Raw genomic sequence first — 16,633 nt, 5'->3', positions numbered from 1 at the left:
GTTCACCAGCACTTCCACGGGGCCTGGCCGCTTTGCCAGAGTTCTTCGAGCAGGTTCTTCTCGCGCAGCGTGTCCATGGGCTGCCAGAAGCCCCGGTGCTCGAAAGCCCGCAGTTCGCCGTCGCGCGCCAGGCTTTCCATCGGACCTGCCTCCCAGGGGGTGGTGTCGCCCTCGATGCGATCGATCACCTGGGGCGAGAGCACGAAGAACCCGCCGTTGATCCAGCCGCCATCGCCGCGGGGCTTTTCCACGAAGCCCCGCACCACCTCGCCGTCGTCGCCATCGCGCACCAGCGCGCCGTAGCGCCCCGGCGGCAGCACCGCAGTGACGGTGGCCTGGCGGCCATGGGCCGCATGGAAAGCGAACTGGGCCGCCATGTCGATGTCGGCAACCCCATCGCCATAGGTGAAGCAGAACGGTTCATCGGCCGGCAGGTACTCGCGCACGCGCTTGAGGCGCCCTCCCGTCAGGGTCGATTCGCCCGTGTCCACCAGCGTCACCCGCCAGGGCTCGGCATGGCGGTGGTGCACTTCCATGCGGTTCTCGGCCATGTCGAAGGTCACATCCGACATGTGCAGGAAGTAGTTGGCGAAGTATTCCTTGATGACGTAGCCCTTGTAGCCCAGGCAGATGATGAAGTCATTGACGCCATGGGCGGCATAGGTCTTCATGATGTGCCACAGGATGGGCCGCCCGCCGATCTCGATCATGGGCTTGGGCCGCAGGTGCGACTCTTCGGAGATGCGGGTGCCAAGGCCCCCGGCCAGCAGAACAGCTTTCATGGATTGCAACTCGGTGGGTCTCCGTACCACGACAGCACCCCTGGGCTCGATACCCGGACGGGGCGTTGCCTCAATGCAGGCACTATAGCGGCAAGGCACGCCTCTCCAAGGGGTACGGAGGATCCCCCCGGGTGCCAGTCAACGGCCTGGCGGCTGCGCATCGCACCATGCCCGGAACATCTGGCCATAAGCAGCCTCCACATCGCGGGCAAAACCCGCCTCGTCCATCAGCGCAGACGACTGCATCTTCGGCCGCAGGCCCGCGCGGATCTGCGCGAGCTGCGGCAGGTCGGACGCCAGCGCGACCAGCTTGTCGACATATTCTTCTTCGCTGTATGCGATCCACTCGGGATACCCCACCGAGGTGAGGACCGATGCGCCGAGCGTGCCCATGCTGGGAGCGCTGGCCAGGGTGACCAGGGGCAGGCCCATGAACAGCGACTCGATCAGCGTCGTGCCCGAGTTCTGCGGAAAGCAGTCCAGCGCGATGTCCATCCTGCGCAGCACATTCCAGGGGGGGCTCTCGAAGCCCATGAGGATGCGCTCCCGCTGGACGCCATGCGCCTCGAAGCGCTGGAACCACTGCTCGCGCACCTCCGCCTGGCTGAAATTGCCGCTGTTGATCTCCAGGCGCGAACCGGGCACCCGCTGCAGCAGTGCAGACCAGGCACGGATGACGCGTTCGTTCAGGCGCACGGCCCGGGTCAGGGTACCGAAGGTCACGTAGCCGTTCGACATGGCCGGCAGCTCGCTGACCTCGCCCATGCCGGGGTTGGCCCGGTAGACCAGCGACGCGTGCGGCAGGCGCCAGGGCTTTTCCGAGAACAGCCCCTCCTGCCCGACCGGCACGGTCGGCTCGTCCGTCAGGTAGTAGTCGATGGCCTTGAGCCCCGTGGTGTATCCGGAATCGAGCCAGTGCAGCGAGACGGGCGCGGGCTTGCGGGCAAAGGCCCCCAGCCGGTGGCCCTTGGTGTGGCCTGCAATGTCCACAAGGACGTCGATGCCGTCGTCGCGGATGCGCTGGGCCAGTTGATCGTCGTCCAGGTCACGGGTATCGATCCAATGCTCGAAGTAGGTGCGGTACCGGTCCGTCACTTCGTCCTCCAGCTCATACGGCCCGCTGTACGCGAACAGCTCCACGCGCTCGTGGGAATGGTTGGCCAGCAGAGGCTCCAGGAACTGGCGGCATGCATGGTTGCGGAACACGGGGGCCACATAGCCGACGCGCAGGCGGCGTTCGGCATTGCGCTCATTGGAATGCGGCCGCCACAGATGGCGGTATGGCTCGCCGAAATGCTGGTTGAAGCGCTGGTAGGCCGCAAACCGGTCCACCGGGTCCAGGTCGGGAATACAGTTCGCGACGAACAGGTAGGAGCTGAGCGCCGAGGCGTCGGCCGGTGCCAGATCCATCGCAGCGCGCAGGGCCTGCAGCGCCTCCGGCAAACGCCCCTGGTCCTTGAGCAACATGCCCATGCTGATGCGGGCCTGCAAATGGCCCGGCTGCACCTCGATGGCCTTGCGCGCGTACTGCTCGGCCTCCGGCAGGCGGTTCATCTCGCCCAGCAACACACTGAGGTTGATGAGCACGCCGACATCGCCGGGGTCGATCTCCAGCGCCGTGCGGTAGGCCGCCTCGGCCGCCTGCAGCCGCGCCTGCCCCCGCATCACGATGCCCAGGTTGAACCAGCCCTGCTTGAACCGGGGCCCGTGGCCCACCGCCTGGCGCAGCAGGATCTCGGCCTGCACCAGGTCGCCGCGCAGGGACAGGGCCAGGCCGTAGTTGCTCAGCATGTCCACGTCACCGGGATCGAGCGCCAGCGCCTGCTGCATGGGCTCGATCGCCTTGTCGCGCTGGCCCACGCGCATCAGGGCCGCGCTGAGCGACTTCCAGCCCATGGTGCACTGGGGAAACTGGCGCGTCATCTTGCGACCCATGCGCAGCACCGCGTCGAATTTTTCTTCCTCGAACAGGCGGTTGATCTCCGCCAGTTGCTCCCGGGGCGGCATGCGCCCGACCACTGGCCGCGCCAAGCGGGCCCGCTCCATGGCCGCCCCGACCAGCCGCTCCACGAGCTCGCCAGCCGCATCGCCGGCCAGGCCCGCGCGCAAGGCATCTTCCAGCACCCCGCCGGCCAGCGCATCTTCACCTGCCTGTATCAAGGCATCGACCAGGCTCACCCAGTACTGGCGCTCCTTGGGGTTGGCCTCCAGCGCGGCCTGGAAGAAGGGTACGCTGGCCAGGAACTGGCCGCATTCGACCGCGATGGCGCCCAGGTTGTGGTTGGCGTCGGCATGGGCCGGATCCAGGCTGAGCACGGCCCGGTACAGTTCTTCCGCCTGCGGGTAGTTGCCCGCGCGGTGGCATTCGATGGCCAGCGCCATGCTGCGCTCCACCAGCATCTGTACCGGCGAGACAGGCAAGGCGGCGCCGGCCTGTCCTGGATGGTGCGAACGGTCTGTCGTCGTGGTGTCGGTCATTGGCGTCGGTGTAGGGGCCGGACAAGCAGGCAATCTGCCCATGCCGTCCAGCATAAACACCTTGGCGGCTTCCTAAATCGGGAAAACCAACGTAAAAACCACGCTACCCGCCCCAACCAGGAAAGTGGTGGGTGCTTTACCGCTTGCTCATGGGATCGGTTCGAGCACAATCCGATACAGTCGCCCAAAGCATGGCACAGGGCCATGCCCACCCGCACTGGCCCAGCCGACCGCCTGGCGCCCGACAAAACAAACTGAATCAGCATGTTCGTCATCATTGGCTACGTCGTCAGCATGGTCTGCATCTTCGGTGTGTACATCGTGCACGGCGGGAACATCCAGGTGATCCTGAAGGCCCTGCCGTTCGAGCTGATCACCATTGGCGGCAGCGCGCTGGGCGCCTTTGTGGTGAACAACCAGCCCAAGGTGCTCAAGGCGACCATGAAGGCGGTTCCCGCCGCGTTCAAGGGTTCCAAGTACACCAAGGCGCGCTACATGGAGCTGCTCGCCATGCTCTACGACATCCTGCAAAAGGCCCGCAAGGAGGGGCTGATGGCGATCGAGAAGGATGTGGAAACGCCCCATGAATCCGAGATCTTCAAGAAGTACCCCACGGTGGGCAGCGACCACCATGTGATCGAGTTCACGACCGACTACCTGCGCATGATGGTCTCGGGCAACCTCAACTCGCACGAGATCGAGGCCCTGATGGACAACGAGATCGACACCCACCACCAGGAGGCCCACGCCCCGGTGGCAGCCATTGCCCGCCTGGCCGGCGCCCTGCCCGCCTTCGGGATCGTGGCCGCCGTGCTCGGGGTGGTGAACACCATGGGCTCGGTGGGCCAGCCGCCCTCGGTGCTGGGCGGCATGATCGCCTCCGCCCTGGTGGGCACCTTCCTGGGGATTTTGCTGGCCTACGGCTTCGTGGAACCCCTGGGCGGCCTGATGGAACAAAAGAGCGAAGATGCCGCCAAGGAATTCCTGTGCATCAAGTCCACGCTGCTGGCCAGCATGCAGGGCTACAACCCGGCTACCGCCATCGAATTCGGCCGCAAGGTCCTGTTCTCGACCGACCGGCCGACCTTCTCCGAACTCGAAGGGCATGTGAAGGGCAAGAAGTAAGCCCCTACTAGCGCCATGGCAGAAAAGAAGCTTCAGCCCATCATCATCAAGCGCGTCAAGAAGGGCGGCCATGCCGCCCATGGCGGCGCCTGGAAGATCGCCTATGCCGACTTCGTGACGGCCATGATGGCGTTCTTCCTGCTGATGTGGCTGCTGGGCTCCACGGCCAAGGGAGAGTTGCAGGGCATCTCGGCGTACTTCAGTTCGCCGCTCAAGGTGGCCATGACGGGGGGCGATGGCGCCGGCAACAGCTCCAGCGTGATCCCCGGGGGCGGCAACGACCTGTCCAAGGTGCACGGCCAGGTGCGCCGCTCCGACTCCGATCCCGACAAGGACCGCCGCGCCAGCATCGAGAATGCGCGCGCCGAGCGGGCCAAGCAGGACCAGGAGCGCATCAAGGCCCTGCAGGCCAAGATCGACGCGCTGATCACCGAAAACCCGCGCCTGAACGAGTACAAGTCGCAGATCCGCATCGACGTCACACCCGACGGATTGCAGATCCAGATCGTGGACGACCAGAACCGCCCCATGTTCGACAGTGGCAGTGCGCTGGTGAAACCCTATATGCGCGACATCCTGCGCGAGATCGGCGCTGCCCTGGGCGGGGTGGAAAACCGCATCAGCCTGGCCGGCCATACCGATGCCGTCCCCTACGGCAACAGCGAGCGCGGTTACAGCAACTGGGAGCTTTCGGCCGACCGGGCCAACGCCTCGCGCCGCGAGCTGGTCTCGGCCGGCATGCCCGACGCCAAGCTCGGCCGCGTGGTCGGCCTGGCCGCCAGCGATCTGCTCGAGCCCACGAATCCACGCGCACCCGCCAATCGCCGTATTACCATCACGGTGCTGACCCGCGAGGCCGAAGAGCGCCTCCTGGGCAAGGGAACTCCTGCGGCAAGTGCTCCGGAAGTGCCAACGGAAAAGCGCGAAAATCCAACGACTGGCAGGTGATCGTTACGACTTGTCACCAAACCTGCCACACTTGACAATACAACCAGCCTATTTCGACCGAAAGGGTCCCAAGTGACCACAGCCCTTCGCTTCTTGATCGTTGACGACTTCTCCACCATGCGGCGCATCGTGCGCAATCTGCTCAAGGAGAGCGGATTTTCCGACGCCGACGAGGCCGAGGACGGCGTCGCCGCACTGAACAAACTGCGCAACGGCAAGTTTGACTTCGTGGTGACGGACATCAACATGCCCAACATGAACGGTTTCCAGCTTCTGGCGGAAATCAAGAAAGACGACAAGCTCAAGCACCTGCCGGTGCTGATGGTGACTGCCGAGGCCCGCAAGGAAGACATCGTTGCAGCCGCCCAGGGCGGTGCCGCCGGTTACATCGTCAAGCCTTTCACCAAGGCAACGCTTGAAGAAAAGGTCTTGCTGATTCTCAAGAAGATGGGGCTGTGACGCCATGGATACACCCGACCATACCCCTGGGGAACCTGCGACCGATGTCCACCACAAGATCGGCCTGCTGACCCGCCAGCTCCACGATTCGCTCAATGAACTGGGCTACGCCGACAAGCTGCGCGGCTCCATGGGCGAGTTGCCGGATGCCCAGAGCCGCCTGTCCTACATCGCCCGCCTCACGGGTGAGGCGGCCGAAAAGGTGCTCAATCGGGTCGAACAGGCCAAGGCCCAGCACGACTTCATCGCGGCCGAGACGCGCCGCGTGGTGGCTTCGCTGGTGAAAGACCCTGTGGCGGCCGTGGCCAAGGGCGAGATCATGAACTTCCTGACCGACGTGGAACGCGTCACCATGGAAGCCGATACGCACCTGACCGAAATCATGATGGCGCAGGATTTCCACGATCTCACGGGCCAGGTGATCGCCCGGGTGGTCAATCTGGCCGCCACCATCGAAGAGCAGCTCGTGCAGCTGCTGATCCAGACCGCGCCCCCCAATGCCCATGTGCCTGCGGCACTGACCGCCGAGGCCCCGCGCGAACACCTCGCCGGCCCCGTGGTGGATCCGGAGAACACCCCCGACATCGTCACCGACCAGTCCCAGGTGGACGACCTGCTGGCCAGCCTGGGTTTCTGACCCGCTGGGTGACGGGCCTGGCGCCACACACCGCCCGCCACCGCCACCGCTAGCCATGCCCGCGCGCCCGGCGCCGCGCAGCGGCAGCAAGGTACAAGGGAAAAGAGGCCTGCAGCCGCCTTTTATCCGTCTTTAGATTTCCGGGTCGCTCACGACAATGGCAGGACACGAGTTGTCATGCCATCATGGAATCCAGCCAAGAAAAAAGCCTTCCGGCGTCCGAACGCAAGCTGCAGAAAGCGCGCGAAGACGGGCAGGGTGCGCGCTCGCGCGACCTGTCGCACCTGGCGATTCTGGGTGCAGGTGGCGGCGCCATGCTGGTCCTGGCCCCGACCCTCATGGAACAGCTGCAGCAGGCGCTGAGCCACCAATTGGTGTTCAACGTCAACACGGTGATGGCCCCCGCCACCATGCTGGACCGGCTGCGCACCATGGTCATCGTGGGCCTGGTGGCCAGCACCGTGTTCGCCCTGCTCACCAGCGGCGCAGCACTGCTCAGCGCCATCGGCGCCGGTGGCTGGATCTTCAGCAGCAAGCCCATCAGCCCCCAGTTCAACCGCCTGAATCCCCTTTCGGGCGTCGCCAACCTGTTTTCCAAGCAGCAGATGGCCAACGTGGCCAAGATGGTGCTCATGACGGCCATCATCTCCGCCGTGGCCTGGCACTACATGGCGGGCAGCATCGAGCGCGTGGCCATGCTGGTGCTGCAGCCTTCGCCCATGGCCATCCGCCAGATGTGCGAATGGCTGGTCTCGGGTGTCAGCCTGATGCTGCTGGTGGTGTTCATGGCGGCCCTGATCGACGTGCCCCTGCAGGCCTACTTCTTCCGCTCGCGCCTGAAAATGTCGCACGAGGAAGTCAAGCAGGAGCACAAGGAGTCCGAAGGCGACCCGCACACCAAGGGCCGTATCCGCCAGAAACAGCGCGAGCTGGCCGACGGTGCCAGCGTGGCCGCGGTCCCCAAGGCCGACTTCGTGGTGATGAACCCCACCCACTACGCAGTAGCCCTGAAGTACGACGACAAGACCATGGCCGCCCCGCAGGTGATCTCGCGCGGCACCGACCTGATTGCCATGCGCATCCGCGATCTGGCCAAGGCCCACGACGTGCCCGTGCTGCAGTCGCCCATGCTGGCCCGTGCCCTGTACGCCCATGCCGAACTCGACCAGGCCATCCCAGCCACGCTGTACGCCGCCGTGGCCCAGGTGCTGGCCTATGTGTACCGCCTCAAGGCCGCCCTGCGCGGCGAGGGGCAGATGCCGGGCGAACTGGTCGAGCCTTTCGTGCCACCTGAGCTCGATCCGCTGAACAAGACCACTCCCTCCACCGTGCAAGGCAGCGCGCCATGAACCAATTGAACACCCTTCGGCAATGGGCGGGCAGCAACAGCTCCGCCTTGCAGGGCATGTCGGCGCCCCTGCTGGTGGTGGCCATCCTGGCGCTGATGGTGCTGCCCATCCCGCCCTGGATGCTGGACACCTTCTTCACCCTGAACATCGCCGTGGCACTGATGGTGATGATGGTGTCGGCCTACATGGTGCGGCCGCTGGACTTCGCCGCCTTTCCCTCGGTACTGCTGCTGACCACGCTGATGCGCCTGTCGCTGAACGTGGCCTCCACCCGCGTGGTGTTGCTGGAAGGCCACACCGGCCCCGGTGCCGCCGGCGCCGTGATCGAGGCCTTCGGCCATTTCCTGATCGGCGGCAACTTCGCCGTGGGCCTGATCGTGTTCGCCATCCTGGTGGTGATCAACTTCGTGGTGGTGACCAAGGGTGCCGAGCGCATCGCCGAAGTGTCGGCCCGCTTCACCCTGGATGCCATGCCCGGCAAGCAGATGGCGGTGGACGCCGACCTCAACGCCGGCCTGATCGACGAGAAGGAGGCCAAGCGCCGCCGCGCCGAAGTGGCCGAGGAAGCCAACTTCTTCGGCTCCATGGACGGTGCCTCCAAGTTTGTGCGCGGCGACGCCATCGCCGGCATCCTGATCCTGCTCATCAACATCATTGGCGGCTTCGCCATCGGCGTGCTGCAGCACGACCTCTCGGCCAAGCAGGCGGCCGACAGCTACATCCTGCTGGCCATCGGCGACGCCCTGGTGGCCCAGATCCCCGGCCTTTTGATCTCGGTGGCCGCCGCCATGGTGATCTCGCGCGTGGGCAAGGAACAGGACATGGGCCGCCAGATCGTGCAGCAGCTGTTCATGTCGCCCCGCGTGCTGGCCGTGACGGCCGGCGTGCTGATCCTGCTGGGCCTGATCCCCGGCATGCCCCACCTGGTGTTCCTGGTCGTGGGCGGCGGCATCGGCTACTGGGCCTGGACCCTGCACCAGCGCCAGCAAGTGCCAGTGGAAGCCCCCGCACCGCCCCCCGTGGCCACCGATGGCGAGGCCACCTGGGACGACCTGCAGCCCGTGGACCTGCTGGGCCTGGAGCTGGGCTACCGCCTGATCACGCTGGTGGACAAGAGCCGCCAGGGCGACCTCTTGACCCGCATCAAGGGCGTGCGCCGCAAGTTCGCCCAGGAAGTGGGCTTCCTGCCGCCGGCCGTGCACGTGCGCGACAACCTGGAACTCAAGCCCAGCGGCTACCGCATCACGCTGCGCGGCGTGGTGGTGGGCGAAGGCGAGGCCTTCCCCGGCATGTTCCTGGCCATCAACCCCGGCGGCATCACCACGCCGCTGATCGGCACGCCCACGACCGACCCGGCCTTCGGCCTGCCCGCCCACTGGATCGATGACCGGCAGAAGGAAGCGGCGCAAATGGCCGGCTTTACGGTCGTTGATTCGGAAACCGTGATGGCGACGCATTTGTCACACTTGATGCAAGTGCAGGCAGCCAAGTTGCTGAGCCGCACGGAAACCCAACAACTGGTGGAACACGTCGCCAAGCTGGCCCCCAAGCTCATCGAAGAAGTCGTCCCGAAAATGGTCTCCATCGCCACGTTCCAGAAAGTCCTCCAGCTGCTGCTGGAAGAGTCTGTGCACATCCGCGATATCCGCACCATCATCGAGACCCTGGCCGAGCACGCCGGCGGCATCTCCGACCCCGTGGAACTGGCCCGCCGCGTGCGCATCGCCCTGTCGCCGGCCATCGTGCAGCAGATCTACGGCCCGACGCGCGAGCTCAACGTCATCGCCATCGAGCCCGGTCTGGAGCGCCTGCTGGTGCAGGCCCTGGGCAATACCGCCGCCCCGGCGCTCGACCCCGGTGTGGCCGACATCCTGACGCAGAAGGCCGCCGAAGTGGCACTGCGCCAGGAGGAGATGGGCCTGCCCGCCTGCCTGCTCGTTCCCGACCAGATCCGCAATGCGATCTCCCGCCTGGTGCGCCGCGTGGCGCCCCGCCTGCAGGTCCTTGCCCACAGTGAAATTCCCGAGACCCACACGATCCGCATCGGGCCCATCCTCAAAGGTGCATCATGAACATCAAACGCTTCCACGCTGCCACGTCCCGTGAAGCACTGGCCAAAGCACGCATGGCCTTTGGCGAGGGCACGCTGATCCTGTCCAACCGCCCCACGGCCAATGGCGTGGAAGTGATGGCCACGGCCGAGGACACCCTGTCCGCCCTGGACAGCGCCGCGGTCGCCAAGCAACCGGCCGCCAGTGCCGCCTCGCCCCTGGTGCAGGCCAGCCAGCGCCAGCAGCAACAACAGCAGCAGCCGCAGCCCCGCGCTGCCCAGCCGATCGCCACGAACCGCAATCCGGTTGAGGAAGACACCGAGCAGTTGGCCATGAGCACCCTGTCCTTCCAGGACTACGTGCGCGAGCGCATGCTGCGCCGCCGCCATGAGGCGATTGCCGGCCCGTCGGACCCCGTGCCCATGATGCAGCGCAGCCGCGACCGCGCGGAGGAACTCGCCCGCGAGCGCCCTGCCGCCCAGGTGGCCCGCCACAACCCGCTGCGCTCCATTCCCATGGACCTGCCCGAGCCGGCACCGCGCAAGCCACAGCGCCACCACCACCAGGAAGCGCCGGCCCTGTCCAACGCGCAGCTCAACGGCCAGCAGAACCTGATGAACGAGCTGCAATCGATGAAGGATCTCATAGAGGACCGCTTCAACACGCTGGCCTGGCTGGGCCAGGCGCGCCAGAACCCGATCCAGTCCAATCTGATGCTCAAGATGATCCGGGCCGGCTACTCGCCCGCCCTGGCCCGCGCCGTGCTGGAGCGCCTGCCCGAGGACCTGTCGGCCGCCGAAGCCGTGCGCTGGCTCATGGACGTGCTGGAACGCAACCTCAAGACCGATGCCGGCGCCCTCCCTCTGTACGAACAGGGCGGCATCTTTGCCATGGTGGGCTCCACCGGCGTCGGCAAGACCACCACCACGGCCAAGCTCGCAGCCCTGTGCGCGCGCATCCATGGCCCCGGCAGCGTGGGCCTGATCACGCTGGACACCTACCGCGTGGGTGCCCACGAGCAACTGCGCACCTATGGCCGCATGCTGGGCATCGTGGCCCACCTGGCGCACGACCGCGCCGCACTGCAGGACCTGCTGGGCCTGCTCAGCGGCAAGAAGATGGTGCTGATCGACACCACGGGTGTCGCGCCGCGCGATCCACGCAAGCGCGACATGCTCGACGTGCTCGACCTGCCCCACGTCAACCGCCTGCTGGTGCTCAACGCCGGCTGCCACGGCGACACGCTGGACGATGTGCTGACCTCGTTCAAGACCAACGGCTCGCAGCAGGCCATCCTGTCCAAGGTCGACGAGGCCGTGAAGCTTGGCCCCTCGATCGACGCGCTGATCCGCCACCAGATGGTGCTGCGCGGCGTGACCAACGGCCAGCGCGTGCCCGAGGACTGGGAGGCCGCCGACGCCCACCAGCTCATCGGCACCTCGATGCGTGCACCCGTCAAGTCGCCGTTCGACCCCAAGGCCAGCGATCTGAATTTCTTTTTCTCACACTCGCCAGAACTGGTGACAGACAGGGGGTTGGTCGATGCTTGATACCGGCTTTCACCAGGCTGCGAGCCTGCACAGCTTCACCCCGCAGACCGAGTTGCGCGTGCTGGCCGTGGCCAGCCAGGAGCAGCCCGGCAGCGGCCTGGAAACCCTGTGGCAGGTCTGCGCCAGCCTGCAGCGCCTGGGCTATCCGGTCGTGGTGCTCGACGCCACGGGCTACGAGTCCGAGGAATCGCCCGGCCTGTACCACCTGCTGCGCCAGGCCCCCTGGCACGACGGCCTGGAAGGCGGTGCCAATGCCTCTTCGCTGGCGGTGCTTCCCGCCGCCCGGGGCCTGTGGCAGCTCACCCGGACCGATCGCCCGCCCCATGTCTCGCCGCTGCAGGACATCCAGCCCTATTTCCGCGCCTACAGCATCCTGGTGCTGCATGCGCCCGCGCCCCTGCTGGGGCAGTTGCTCACCCACACCCGCACCACCCCGCTGATGGTGATGGAGGGCGGCTCCGCCGGAGTGCTCACCACGTACAAAAGTCTGAAACAGATGGCGCAGTACACCGGGCTGTCCTGTACAGTGGCGGCCCTGGTGCGCGGCTCGGGAGTCCGGGAGCGCCGCAAGACCCTTGTTGCCTTGCAGACATTGCAGGACTGCGCCGAGCGCCATCTGGGCGGGCAGGTGCACACTACGGCCGTCTCCACGCAGAACCCGCAGGACCTGCAGCGCCTGGCCTTGCAACTGCTGGAAAACGCGGGCACCATCAATGGGTCGATGGTGGCAGCTGCGACGTCCAGCAGCTTCCCATCCACGCCCGCACATCTTGTCCGGAGCCACTGAACTGATGTACACCGCCAAAGGCCAGCTCGATCGTGATGCGATGATTCGCCAGCACGTACCCCTGGTACGGCGGATCGCCCACCACATGATCGCCAAGCTGCCTCCCAATGTGGAGCTGGATGATCTGATCCAGGTCGGCATGATGGGCCTGGCGGAAGCCCTTTCGCGCTACGAAGCCGCCCAGGGCGTGCAGTTCGAGACCTTTGCCACCCAGCGCATCCGCGGCGCCATGCTCGATGAACTGCGCGAGGGCGACTGGATGTCGCGCAGCTCGCGCAAAAGCCAAAAGGACATCGAGCAGGCCGTCAACCGGCTGGAGCAGCGCCTGGGCCGCAGCCCGCTCGAGTCGGAGATCGCCACCGAGATGGGCATGCCCCTGCCCGAATACCAGAACCTGCTGGGCAAGGTGCGCGGCACGCAGCTCGTGTACCTGGAGGACATGACCCATGGCAACGAGGAGGACGATGGTTTCCTCGACCGCCATGTGGGCGACGAGGCGGCCAACCCGCTCGAAATGCTGCGCGACCACCGCCTGCGCTCGGCGCTGGTCAGCGCCATCGAATCGCTGCCCGAACGCGAGCAGCACATCATGGGCATGTACTACGAGCACGACATGAATCTCAAGGAGATCGCAGCCGTGCTGGGCGTCACCGAATCCCGGGTGTGCCAGCTGCACAGCCAGTCGATTGCCCGCTTGCGGGCAAAAATGCGAAGTCATTAAGCGTACAACCCCCTGAGGCGCTGCGCGCCTCGGCACCGCCGCCAGAAGCGGCGGCTCTTCGGGCACGTCCAAGCCTGCGCAGGCAGGCTTGGAGCCGCGGCCCTCAGCCCCTTCTCTCGATCCGCTGCGCGGTTCGGGAAGGGGGACGCAGCCGGTGCGGCGGGGCGGCCCTTGCACGGCTGCACTGGCTTGGGCAGCGCGCTATCCACGGCCTGTTCTCAGCGCTTGGGCGCCGGTGGCTATGTACTAATACAAACAGAGAATTGTGCCCATACAGCGCAGCGTTGCTGCGCCCGTGACCCGCCTATCAGCCGGCCGAGCGGTAGATCTTGGCGATGCCGGCGGCTTTTTGCTTGCCGCCCAGGCCGTTGCCGTAGGTGGCGTTGGCGGAGCTGTCCTGGGAGGGGACGAGCACGGCGGTCTGGCGGTCGGTGATGGCGGCCAGGCGGGCCAGGCTTTCACGGTGCACCACCAGGGTGGCGGCGATGGCATCCATGCGGGCCCGGAGGGCGGGGGTGATGGAGCTCACCTGCTGGCGGGAGAGGTCCAGCGCATACGAAAAACGGGCTGCGGCGTCGCGCAACCCGGTGCTGGCTTGTTCCAAGGTGGGGGCGTCGGCCTTGAGCAGGGCGGCAGACACTGCCTCGATGTGCTGCTCAACGGCTTGCAGGGCTTCTTCCAGCGGCATGCTCACGGGTGTTTCCTGGTGGATGCGGCTGGTGCGCCTGCGAGAGGCGATGGCGCGCTAGCCGCGCGAACGGGAGAAAATCTCTTGGGCGTTGGCCAGCAGCTTGTCGGCGATCGCGCCGGCGCTGACCGAGAACGTGCCCTTTTCGATGGCTGCGCGCACGGCGGCCACCTTCTTCGTGTCGAAATCGCTCGCTGCACGGGTGGTCTGGTCCAGGGCCCGCGCCGCTGTGGAAACCGTCACAGGCACGCCGGGGGCCGGAGCCGCCGTGGTGCTCTGGGCCACTCCTTGGGGTGCCGCAGGGGCAGGTGCGGGGGTTTTGGCCTGCTTGGCCTGCCCCGTCTGCGCCAGTGCGCCCGGAAGTTCCGGTTGTTGACCTATCTTCATCGCCTTCTCCAGCGCTCCGATGACACGGAGCTCGTAGCAATGTTTTCGACCCTTCGGCGCTGGACTTTAGCTATTTATGCAGGTGTGATGCATCAAAGGGTAACGTCAACCGTCCCATTTTCACCCACAATACCAGAGATTGTGCGCCCATTGTCCATGCGAACCCGCACAGTCTGGCCCACGGCACCCGCAGTGAGCGCCTGGCCTGCCGAGGTTACCGCATATCCGGGGCCTTGTGCCACCACCCGCACCTGGGCCCCGGCCTTGAAGATGCTGGGCGGGCGCACCATCGACTGGCGCAAGGCCTGGCCCGCGACCAGGGGGCGCGAGGCGATCTGGCCGACCCACTGGTCGGGATTGGCCACCACCGCGGCGGCGTCGGCCGCCCAGTCCACTTCCGCCTCCGCGGCATCGGTGGCCGCCAGCACGGCCCCGGAGGCCACATTGCCCGTCAGCACCCATGCCGGCCCGAAGGCCTTGACCGTGACGGGCAGGAACACGTTCCAGGCGGTCTGCCCCTCCACACAGCGCAGGCCCAGGCGGGTGCGCCCCCACAGGCGCGAGCCGGCCGGCAGGTAGGGCTCGACCCGGGCGCACGGCGCCAGGCGCAGCCGCGTGTCGAGCGCACCGATGCTCACCTCCATGCGCAGCGGCAGGCCCGCAGGCTGGTTGCGCGTGATGGCATCGTCCAGCCAGCGCTGGGTCAGGGCGGGCAGGTCCGCCGCCGGGTCGGCCACGGACTGGGCCTGAGCCGCGTTGGCCAGCCATGCGCATGCGAGTGTGGCGAGCACGGTGCGGCCGGCCGTGGACAAGATGGGGAATGCGGGTGCCATGGGGCGCCTCCTGGTAGGTCAATGCGGCCCTGCAGCTCGGTGCAAGGGCCATTTCACGACCACCACTGTAGGCCCTGGCGCCGGCGCCGAAGTCCCGAACTGCGGCCCCAAACGCGGGCTCTTCGCGCTTTAGAAAATCCGGGCGGTTTTCATAATCGAGCCACGCCAGAAAACCGTGTTTGCTGGCATTTCGCAACCTGGACGTGAGGCAGACATGCTTGACAAGATGACCAACCGGCTGGACTTCCACGGCAACGCACTGATCCTGCGTGCCGAGCGCCAGCGCGCCATCGCCAGCAACATCGCCAACGCCGACACCCCCGGCTACGTCGCACGCGACTTCAAATTTTCCGACGCGCTGAGCAACGCCATGGGCGAGCGCTCCTCGTACACCGAATCGCCCCACCGCCTGTCCACCACCACACTGGGCAACTCCGGCTACACCACCCAGCGGCCCACGGTCACGATAGGCACGGACCCACGGCACATCACCGCATCCACCGCCGACGAAGGCTCGTCGGCAGAACTGGGCAGCAAGGGCAAGCTGGCCTACTCGCTGCAGACCCAACCCGCGCTGGACAACAACTCGGTGGACCTGGACCGCGAGCGCGCCGCCTTCGTGGACAACGCCGTGCGCTACGAAGCCACGCTGCGCTTCATCAACGGCAACGCCAAGACCATGCTCAGCGCCATCCAGGGCCAGTAACCCGCCCCACCGCGATAGAAGAGGCTCTCCACCATGTCCATGTTCTCCATCTTCAATGTCTCGGGCAGCGCCATCAGCGCGCAGTCCCAGCGCCTGAACGTCGTGGCCAGCAACCTGGCCAACGTCGACGCGGTGGCCGGCCCCGATGGCAATGCCTACAAGGCCCGCCAGGTGGTCTTTCGCACCGCCAACATGGGGCAGGAGGGCTCGGACGGCGTGCGCGTGAGTGCCATCACCGAGAGCAACGTGCCCGGCCGCAAGATCCACGACCCCAGCCACCCCTCGGCCGACGAGCAGGGCTATGTGACCCACTCCAACGTCAATGCCGTGGAAGAGATGGTGAACATGATTTCCGCGTCGCGCTCCTACCAGAACAACGTCGAGGTGATGAACACGGCCAAGTCACTTCTGCTCAAGACCCTGCAGATGGGCCAGTAACCCGGGAGACCCTCGCCATGATCCTCAACGCCACCAACGCCACCACGACCGCCGACACCGCCAATGCCAAGGCAACGGCAGCCAACGACCCTGCCGCCTCCCAGGACCGGTTCCTCAAGCTGCTGGTCGCCCAGCTCAACAACCAGGACCCGATGAACCCGCTGGACAACGCCCAGATGACCTCGCAGATCGCACAGATCAACACGGTCACCGGCATCCAGCAGCTCAACACCACGATGCAGAGCATGGCGGCGCAGTTCAATTCGCTGCAGGTCATGCAGGGCACGACCCTGGTGGGGCGCAATGTGCTGACCGAGGGCTCGGGCATGACGGTGGCCAGCGGCGTGGGCAAGGCCGGCTTCGAGATTCCCTATGCGGCCACCAAGGTGACCGTGGAGGTCGTGACCCCCGGCGGCCAGGTCGTGGACACGCTGGACCTGGGCCCCAAGGACGCCGGCCGGCACAACTTCGAATGGGACGCCAGTGCCTACAAGGGCAGCACCGAAGGCCTGCAGTTCCGCGTCAAGGCGGTCAACGGCGCGACCACGCTCGAATCCACCGCGCTCACCTTGTCCAAGGTCACCGCCGCCGGTGCCACCGACGGCCAGCTCGTGCTCACGCTGGCCAACGGCAAGAACATCAGCTACAGCCAGATCAAGTCACTGGTCTGAGCCTGCCCCCAGCTTTCGCCCCC

At 66.2% G+C, this 16,633-nt stretch carries 17 protein-coding genes; 12 read left to right on the top strand and 5 right to left on the bottom strand.

Annotation, left to right across the window (positions count from 1 at the left end):
• Positions 1-2: 2 nt before the first annotated feature.
• Complete coding sequence (gene rfbF, locus HNP48_RS20755; protein ID WP_184860569.1) at positions 3-782, bottom strand: glucose-1-phosphate cytidylyltransferase; 780 nt, start codon at positions 780-782, stop codon at positions 3-5.
• 138 nt (positions 783-920) lie between these two features.
• Positions 921-3,260, bottom strand: coding sequence for a tetratricopeptide repeat protein (locus tag HNP48_RS20750; RefSeq protein WP_184860567.1), 2,340 nt, complete (start codon positions 3,258-3,260; stop codon positions 921-923).
• A 264-nt stretch (positions 3,261-3,524) separates the two neighbouring features.
• Here HNP48_RS20750 and motA point away from each other — a divergent pair, with 264 nt between their 5' ends.
• From motA to HNP48_RS20705, 9 genes are all read left to right on the top strand, one after another.
• Entirely contained in the window at positions 3,525-4,385 is an 861-nt protein-coding gene (gene motA / locus HNP48_RS20745) for a flagellar motor stator protein MotA (RefSeq protein ID WP_184860565.1), read from the top strand.
• Between the two features lie 15 nt (positions 4,386-4,400).
• Positions 4,401-5,333, top strand: coding sequence for a flagellar motor protein MotB (gene motB, locus HNP48_RS20740; protein ID WP_184860563.1), 933 nt, complete (start codon positions 4,401-4,403; stop codon positions 5,331-5,333).
• A gap of 72 nt (positions 5,334-5,405) precedes the next feature.
• Positions 5,406-5,792, top strand: coding sequence for a chemotaxis response regulator CheY (gene cheY / locus HNP48_RS20735; RefSeq protein ID WP_184860561.1), 387 nt, complete (start codon positions 5,406-5,408; stop codon positions 5,790-5,792).
• A 4-nt stretch (positions 5,793-5,796) separates the two neighbouring features.
• Entirely contained in the window at positions 5,797-6,429 is a 633-nt protein-coding gene (locus tag HNP48_RS20730; RefSeq protein WP_184860559.1) for a protein phosphatase CheZ, read from the top strand.
• A 185-nt stretch (positions 6,430-6,614) separates the two neighbouring features.
• Positions 6,615-7,778, top strand: coding sequence for a flagellar biosynthesis protein FlhB (locus HNP48_RS20725; RefSeq protein ID WP_184860557.1), 1,164 nt, complete (start codon positions 6,615-6,617; stop codon positions 7,776-7,778).
• On the top strand, positions 7,775-9,850 hold the full coding sequence (gene flhA / locus HNP48_RS20720; RefSeq protein ID WP_184860555.1) for a flagellar biosynthesis protein FlhA: 2,076 nt from the start codon (positions 7,775-7,777) through the stop codon (positions 9,848-9,850). Before HNP48_RS20725 ends, flhA begins: the two co-directional genes overlap by 4 nt.
• Positions 9,847-11,379 carry a flagellar biosynthesis protein FlhF gene (gene flhF / locus HNP48_RS20715; protein WP_184860553.1) on the top strand — a complete coding sequence of 511 codons (1,533 nt, stop codon included), beginning with the start codon at positions 9,847-9,849 and terminating at the stop codon, positions 11,377-11,379. Before flhA ends, flhF begins: the two co-directional genes overlap by 4 nt.
• The gene (locus HNP48_RS20710) at positions 11,372-12,166 is read left to right on the top strand and encodes a hypothetical protein (protein ID WP_184860551.1); all 795 of its coding nucleotides are present in this window, start codon (positions 11,372-11,374) and stop codon (positions 12,164-12,166) included. The genes flhF and HNP48_RS20710 overlap by 8 nt, the downstream gene beginning before the upstream one ends.
• 4 nt (positions 12,167-12,170) lie before the next feature.
• Positions 12,171-12,887 carry an RNA polymerase sigma factor FliA gene (locus tag HNP48_RS20705; RefSeq protein WP_184860549.1) on the top strand — a complete coding sequence of 239 codons (717 nt, stop codon included), beginning with the start codon at positions 12,171-12,173 and terminating at the stop codon, positions 12,885-12,887.
• A gap of 307 nt (positions 12,888-13,194) precedes the next feature.
• Here HNP48_RS20705 and HNP48_RS20700 read toward each other — a convergent pair whose 3' ends face one another.
• The 3 genes from HNP48_RS20700 to flgA all read right to left on the bottom strand — a co-directional run bounded on the left by HNP48_RS20700 (position 13,195) and on the right by flgA (position 14,795).
• Entirely contained in the window at positions 13,195-13,575 is a 381-nt protein-coding gene (locus tag HNP48_RS20700; protein ID WP_184860649.1) for a hypothetical protein, read from the bottom strand.
• A 57-nt stretch (positions 13,576-13,632) separates the two neighbouring features.
• Complete coding sequence (flgM, locus tag HNP48_RS20695; RefSeq protein ID WP_184860547.1) at positions 13,633-13,962, bottom strand: flagellar biosynthesis anti-sigma factor FlgM; 330 nt, start codon at positions 13,960-13,962, stop codon at positions 13,633-13,635.
• 92 nt (positions 13,963-14,054) lie between these two features.
• Positions 14,055-14,795: a flagellar basal body P-ring formation chaperone FlgA gene (gene flgA, locus HNP48_RS20690; RefSeq protein WP_184860545.1), complete on the bottom strand. Its 741-nt coding sequence runs from the start codon at positions 14,793-14,795 to the stop codon at positions 14,055-14,057.
• 214 nt (positions 14,796-15,009) lie between these two features.
• On the opposite strand from flgA, the gene HNP48_RS20685 reads away from it, so the two are divergent.
• The 3 genes from HNP48_RS20685 to HNP48_RS20675 are packed head-to-tail and all read left to right on the top strand — an operon-like array spanning position 15,010 to position 16,610.
• Complete coding sequence (locus HNP48_RS20685) at positions 15,010-15,501, top strand: flagellar basal body protein (RefSeq protein WP_184860544.1); 492 nt, start codon at positions 15,010-15,012, stop codon at positions 15,499-15,501.
• A gap of 33 nt (positions 15,502-15,534) precedes the next feature.
• Complete coding sequence (gene flgC / locus HNP48_RS20680) at positions 15,535-15,939, top strand: flagellar basal body rod protein FlgC (RefSeq protein WP_184860542.1); 405 nt, start codon at positions 15,535-15,537, stop codon at positions 15,937-15,939.
• A 17-nt stretch (positions 15,940-15,956) separates the two neighbouring features.
• Complete coding sequence (locus tag HNP48_RS20675; RefSeq protein ID WP_184860540.1) at positions 15,957-16,610, top strand: flagellar hook assembly protein FlgD; 654 nt, start codon at positions 15,957-15,959, stop codon at positions 16,608-16,610.
• Positions 16,611-16,633 lie beyond the last annotated feature (23 nt).

It is taken from the genome of Acidovorax soli, from assembly GCF_014207955.1.
Classification (GTDB): Bacteria; Pseudomonadota; Gammaproteobacteria; order Burkholderiales; family Burkholderiaceae_C; genus Acidovorax; species Acidovorax soli_A.
This window is presented reverse-complemented; position numbering and strand designations above follow the sequence as displayed.

Excerpts from the sequence above, each read along its gene's own strand:
- rfbF (WP_184860569.1), bottom strand. The coding sequence starts at position 782 with ATGAAAGCTGTTCTGCTGGCCGGGGGCCTTGGCACCCGCATCTCCGAA.
- HNP48_RS20750 (WP_184860567.1), bottom strand. The coding sequence starts at position 3,260 with ATGACCGACACCACGACGACAGACCGTTCGCACCATCCAGGACAGGCC.
- motA (WP_184860565.1), top strand. The coding sequence starts at position 3,525 with ATGTTCGTCATCATTGGCTACGTCGTCAGCATGGTCTGCATCTTCGGT.
- motB (WP_184860563.1), top strand. The coding sequence starts at position 4,401 with ATGGCAGAAAAGAAGCTTCAGCCCATCATCATCAAGCGCGTCAAGAAG.
- HNP48_RS20730 (WP_184860559.1), top strand. The coding sequence starts at position 5,797 with ATGGATACACCCGACCATACCCCTGGGGAACCTGCGACCGATGTCCAC.
- HNP48_RS20725 (WP_184860557.1), top strand. The coding sequence starts at position 6,615 with ATGGAATCCAGCCAAGAAAAAAGCCTTCCGGCGTCCGAACGCAAGCTG.
- flhA (WP_184860555.1), top strand. The coding sequence starts at position 7,775 with ATGAACCAATTGAACACCCTTCGGCAATGGGCGGGCAGCAACAGCTCC.
- flhF (WP_184860553.1), top strand. The coding sequence starts at position 9,847 with ATGAACATCAAACGCTTCCACGCTGCCACGTCCCGTGAAGCACTGGCC.
- HNP48_RS20710 (WP_184860551.1), top strand. The coding sequence starts at position 11,372 with ATGCTTGATACCGGCTTTCACCAGGCTGCGAGCCTGCACAGCTTCACC.
- HNP48_RS20705 (WP_184860549.1), top strand. The coding sequence starts at position 12,171 with ATGTACACCGCCAAAGGCCAGCTCGATCGTGATGCGATGATTCGCCAG.
- HNP48_RS20700 (WP_184860649.1), bottom strand. The coding sequence starts at position 13,575 with ATGCCGCTGGAAGAAGCCCTGCAAGCCGTTGAGCAGCACATCGAGGCA.
- flgM (WP_184860547.1), bottom strand. The coding sequence starts at position 13,962 with ATGAAGATAGGTCAACAACCGGAACTTCCGGGCGCACTGGCGCAGACG.
- flgA (WP_184860545.1), bottom strand. The coding sequence starts at position 14,795 with ATGGCACCCGCATTCCCCATCTTGTCCACGGCCGGCCGCACCGTGCTC.
- HNP48_RS20685 (WP_184860544.1), top strand. The coding sequence starts at position 15,010 with ATGCTTGACAAGATGACCAACCGGCTGGACTTCCACGGCAACGCACTG.
- flgC (WP_184860542.1), top strand. The coding sequence starts at position 15,535 with ATGTCCATGTTCTCCATCTTCAATGTCTCGGGCAGCGCCATCAGCGCG.
- HNP48_RS20675 (WP_184860540.1), top strand. The coding sequence starts at position 15,957 with ATGATCCTCAACGCCACCAACGCCACCACGACCGCCGACACCGCCAAT.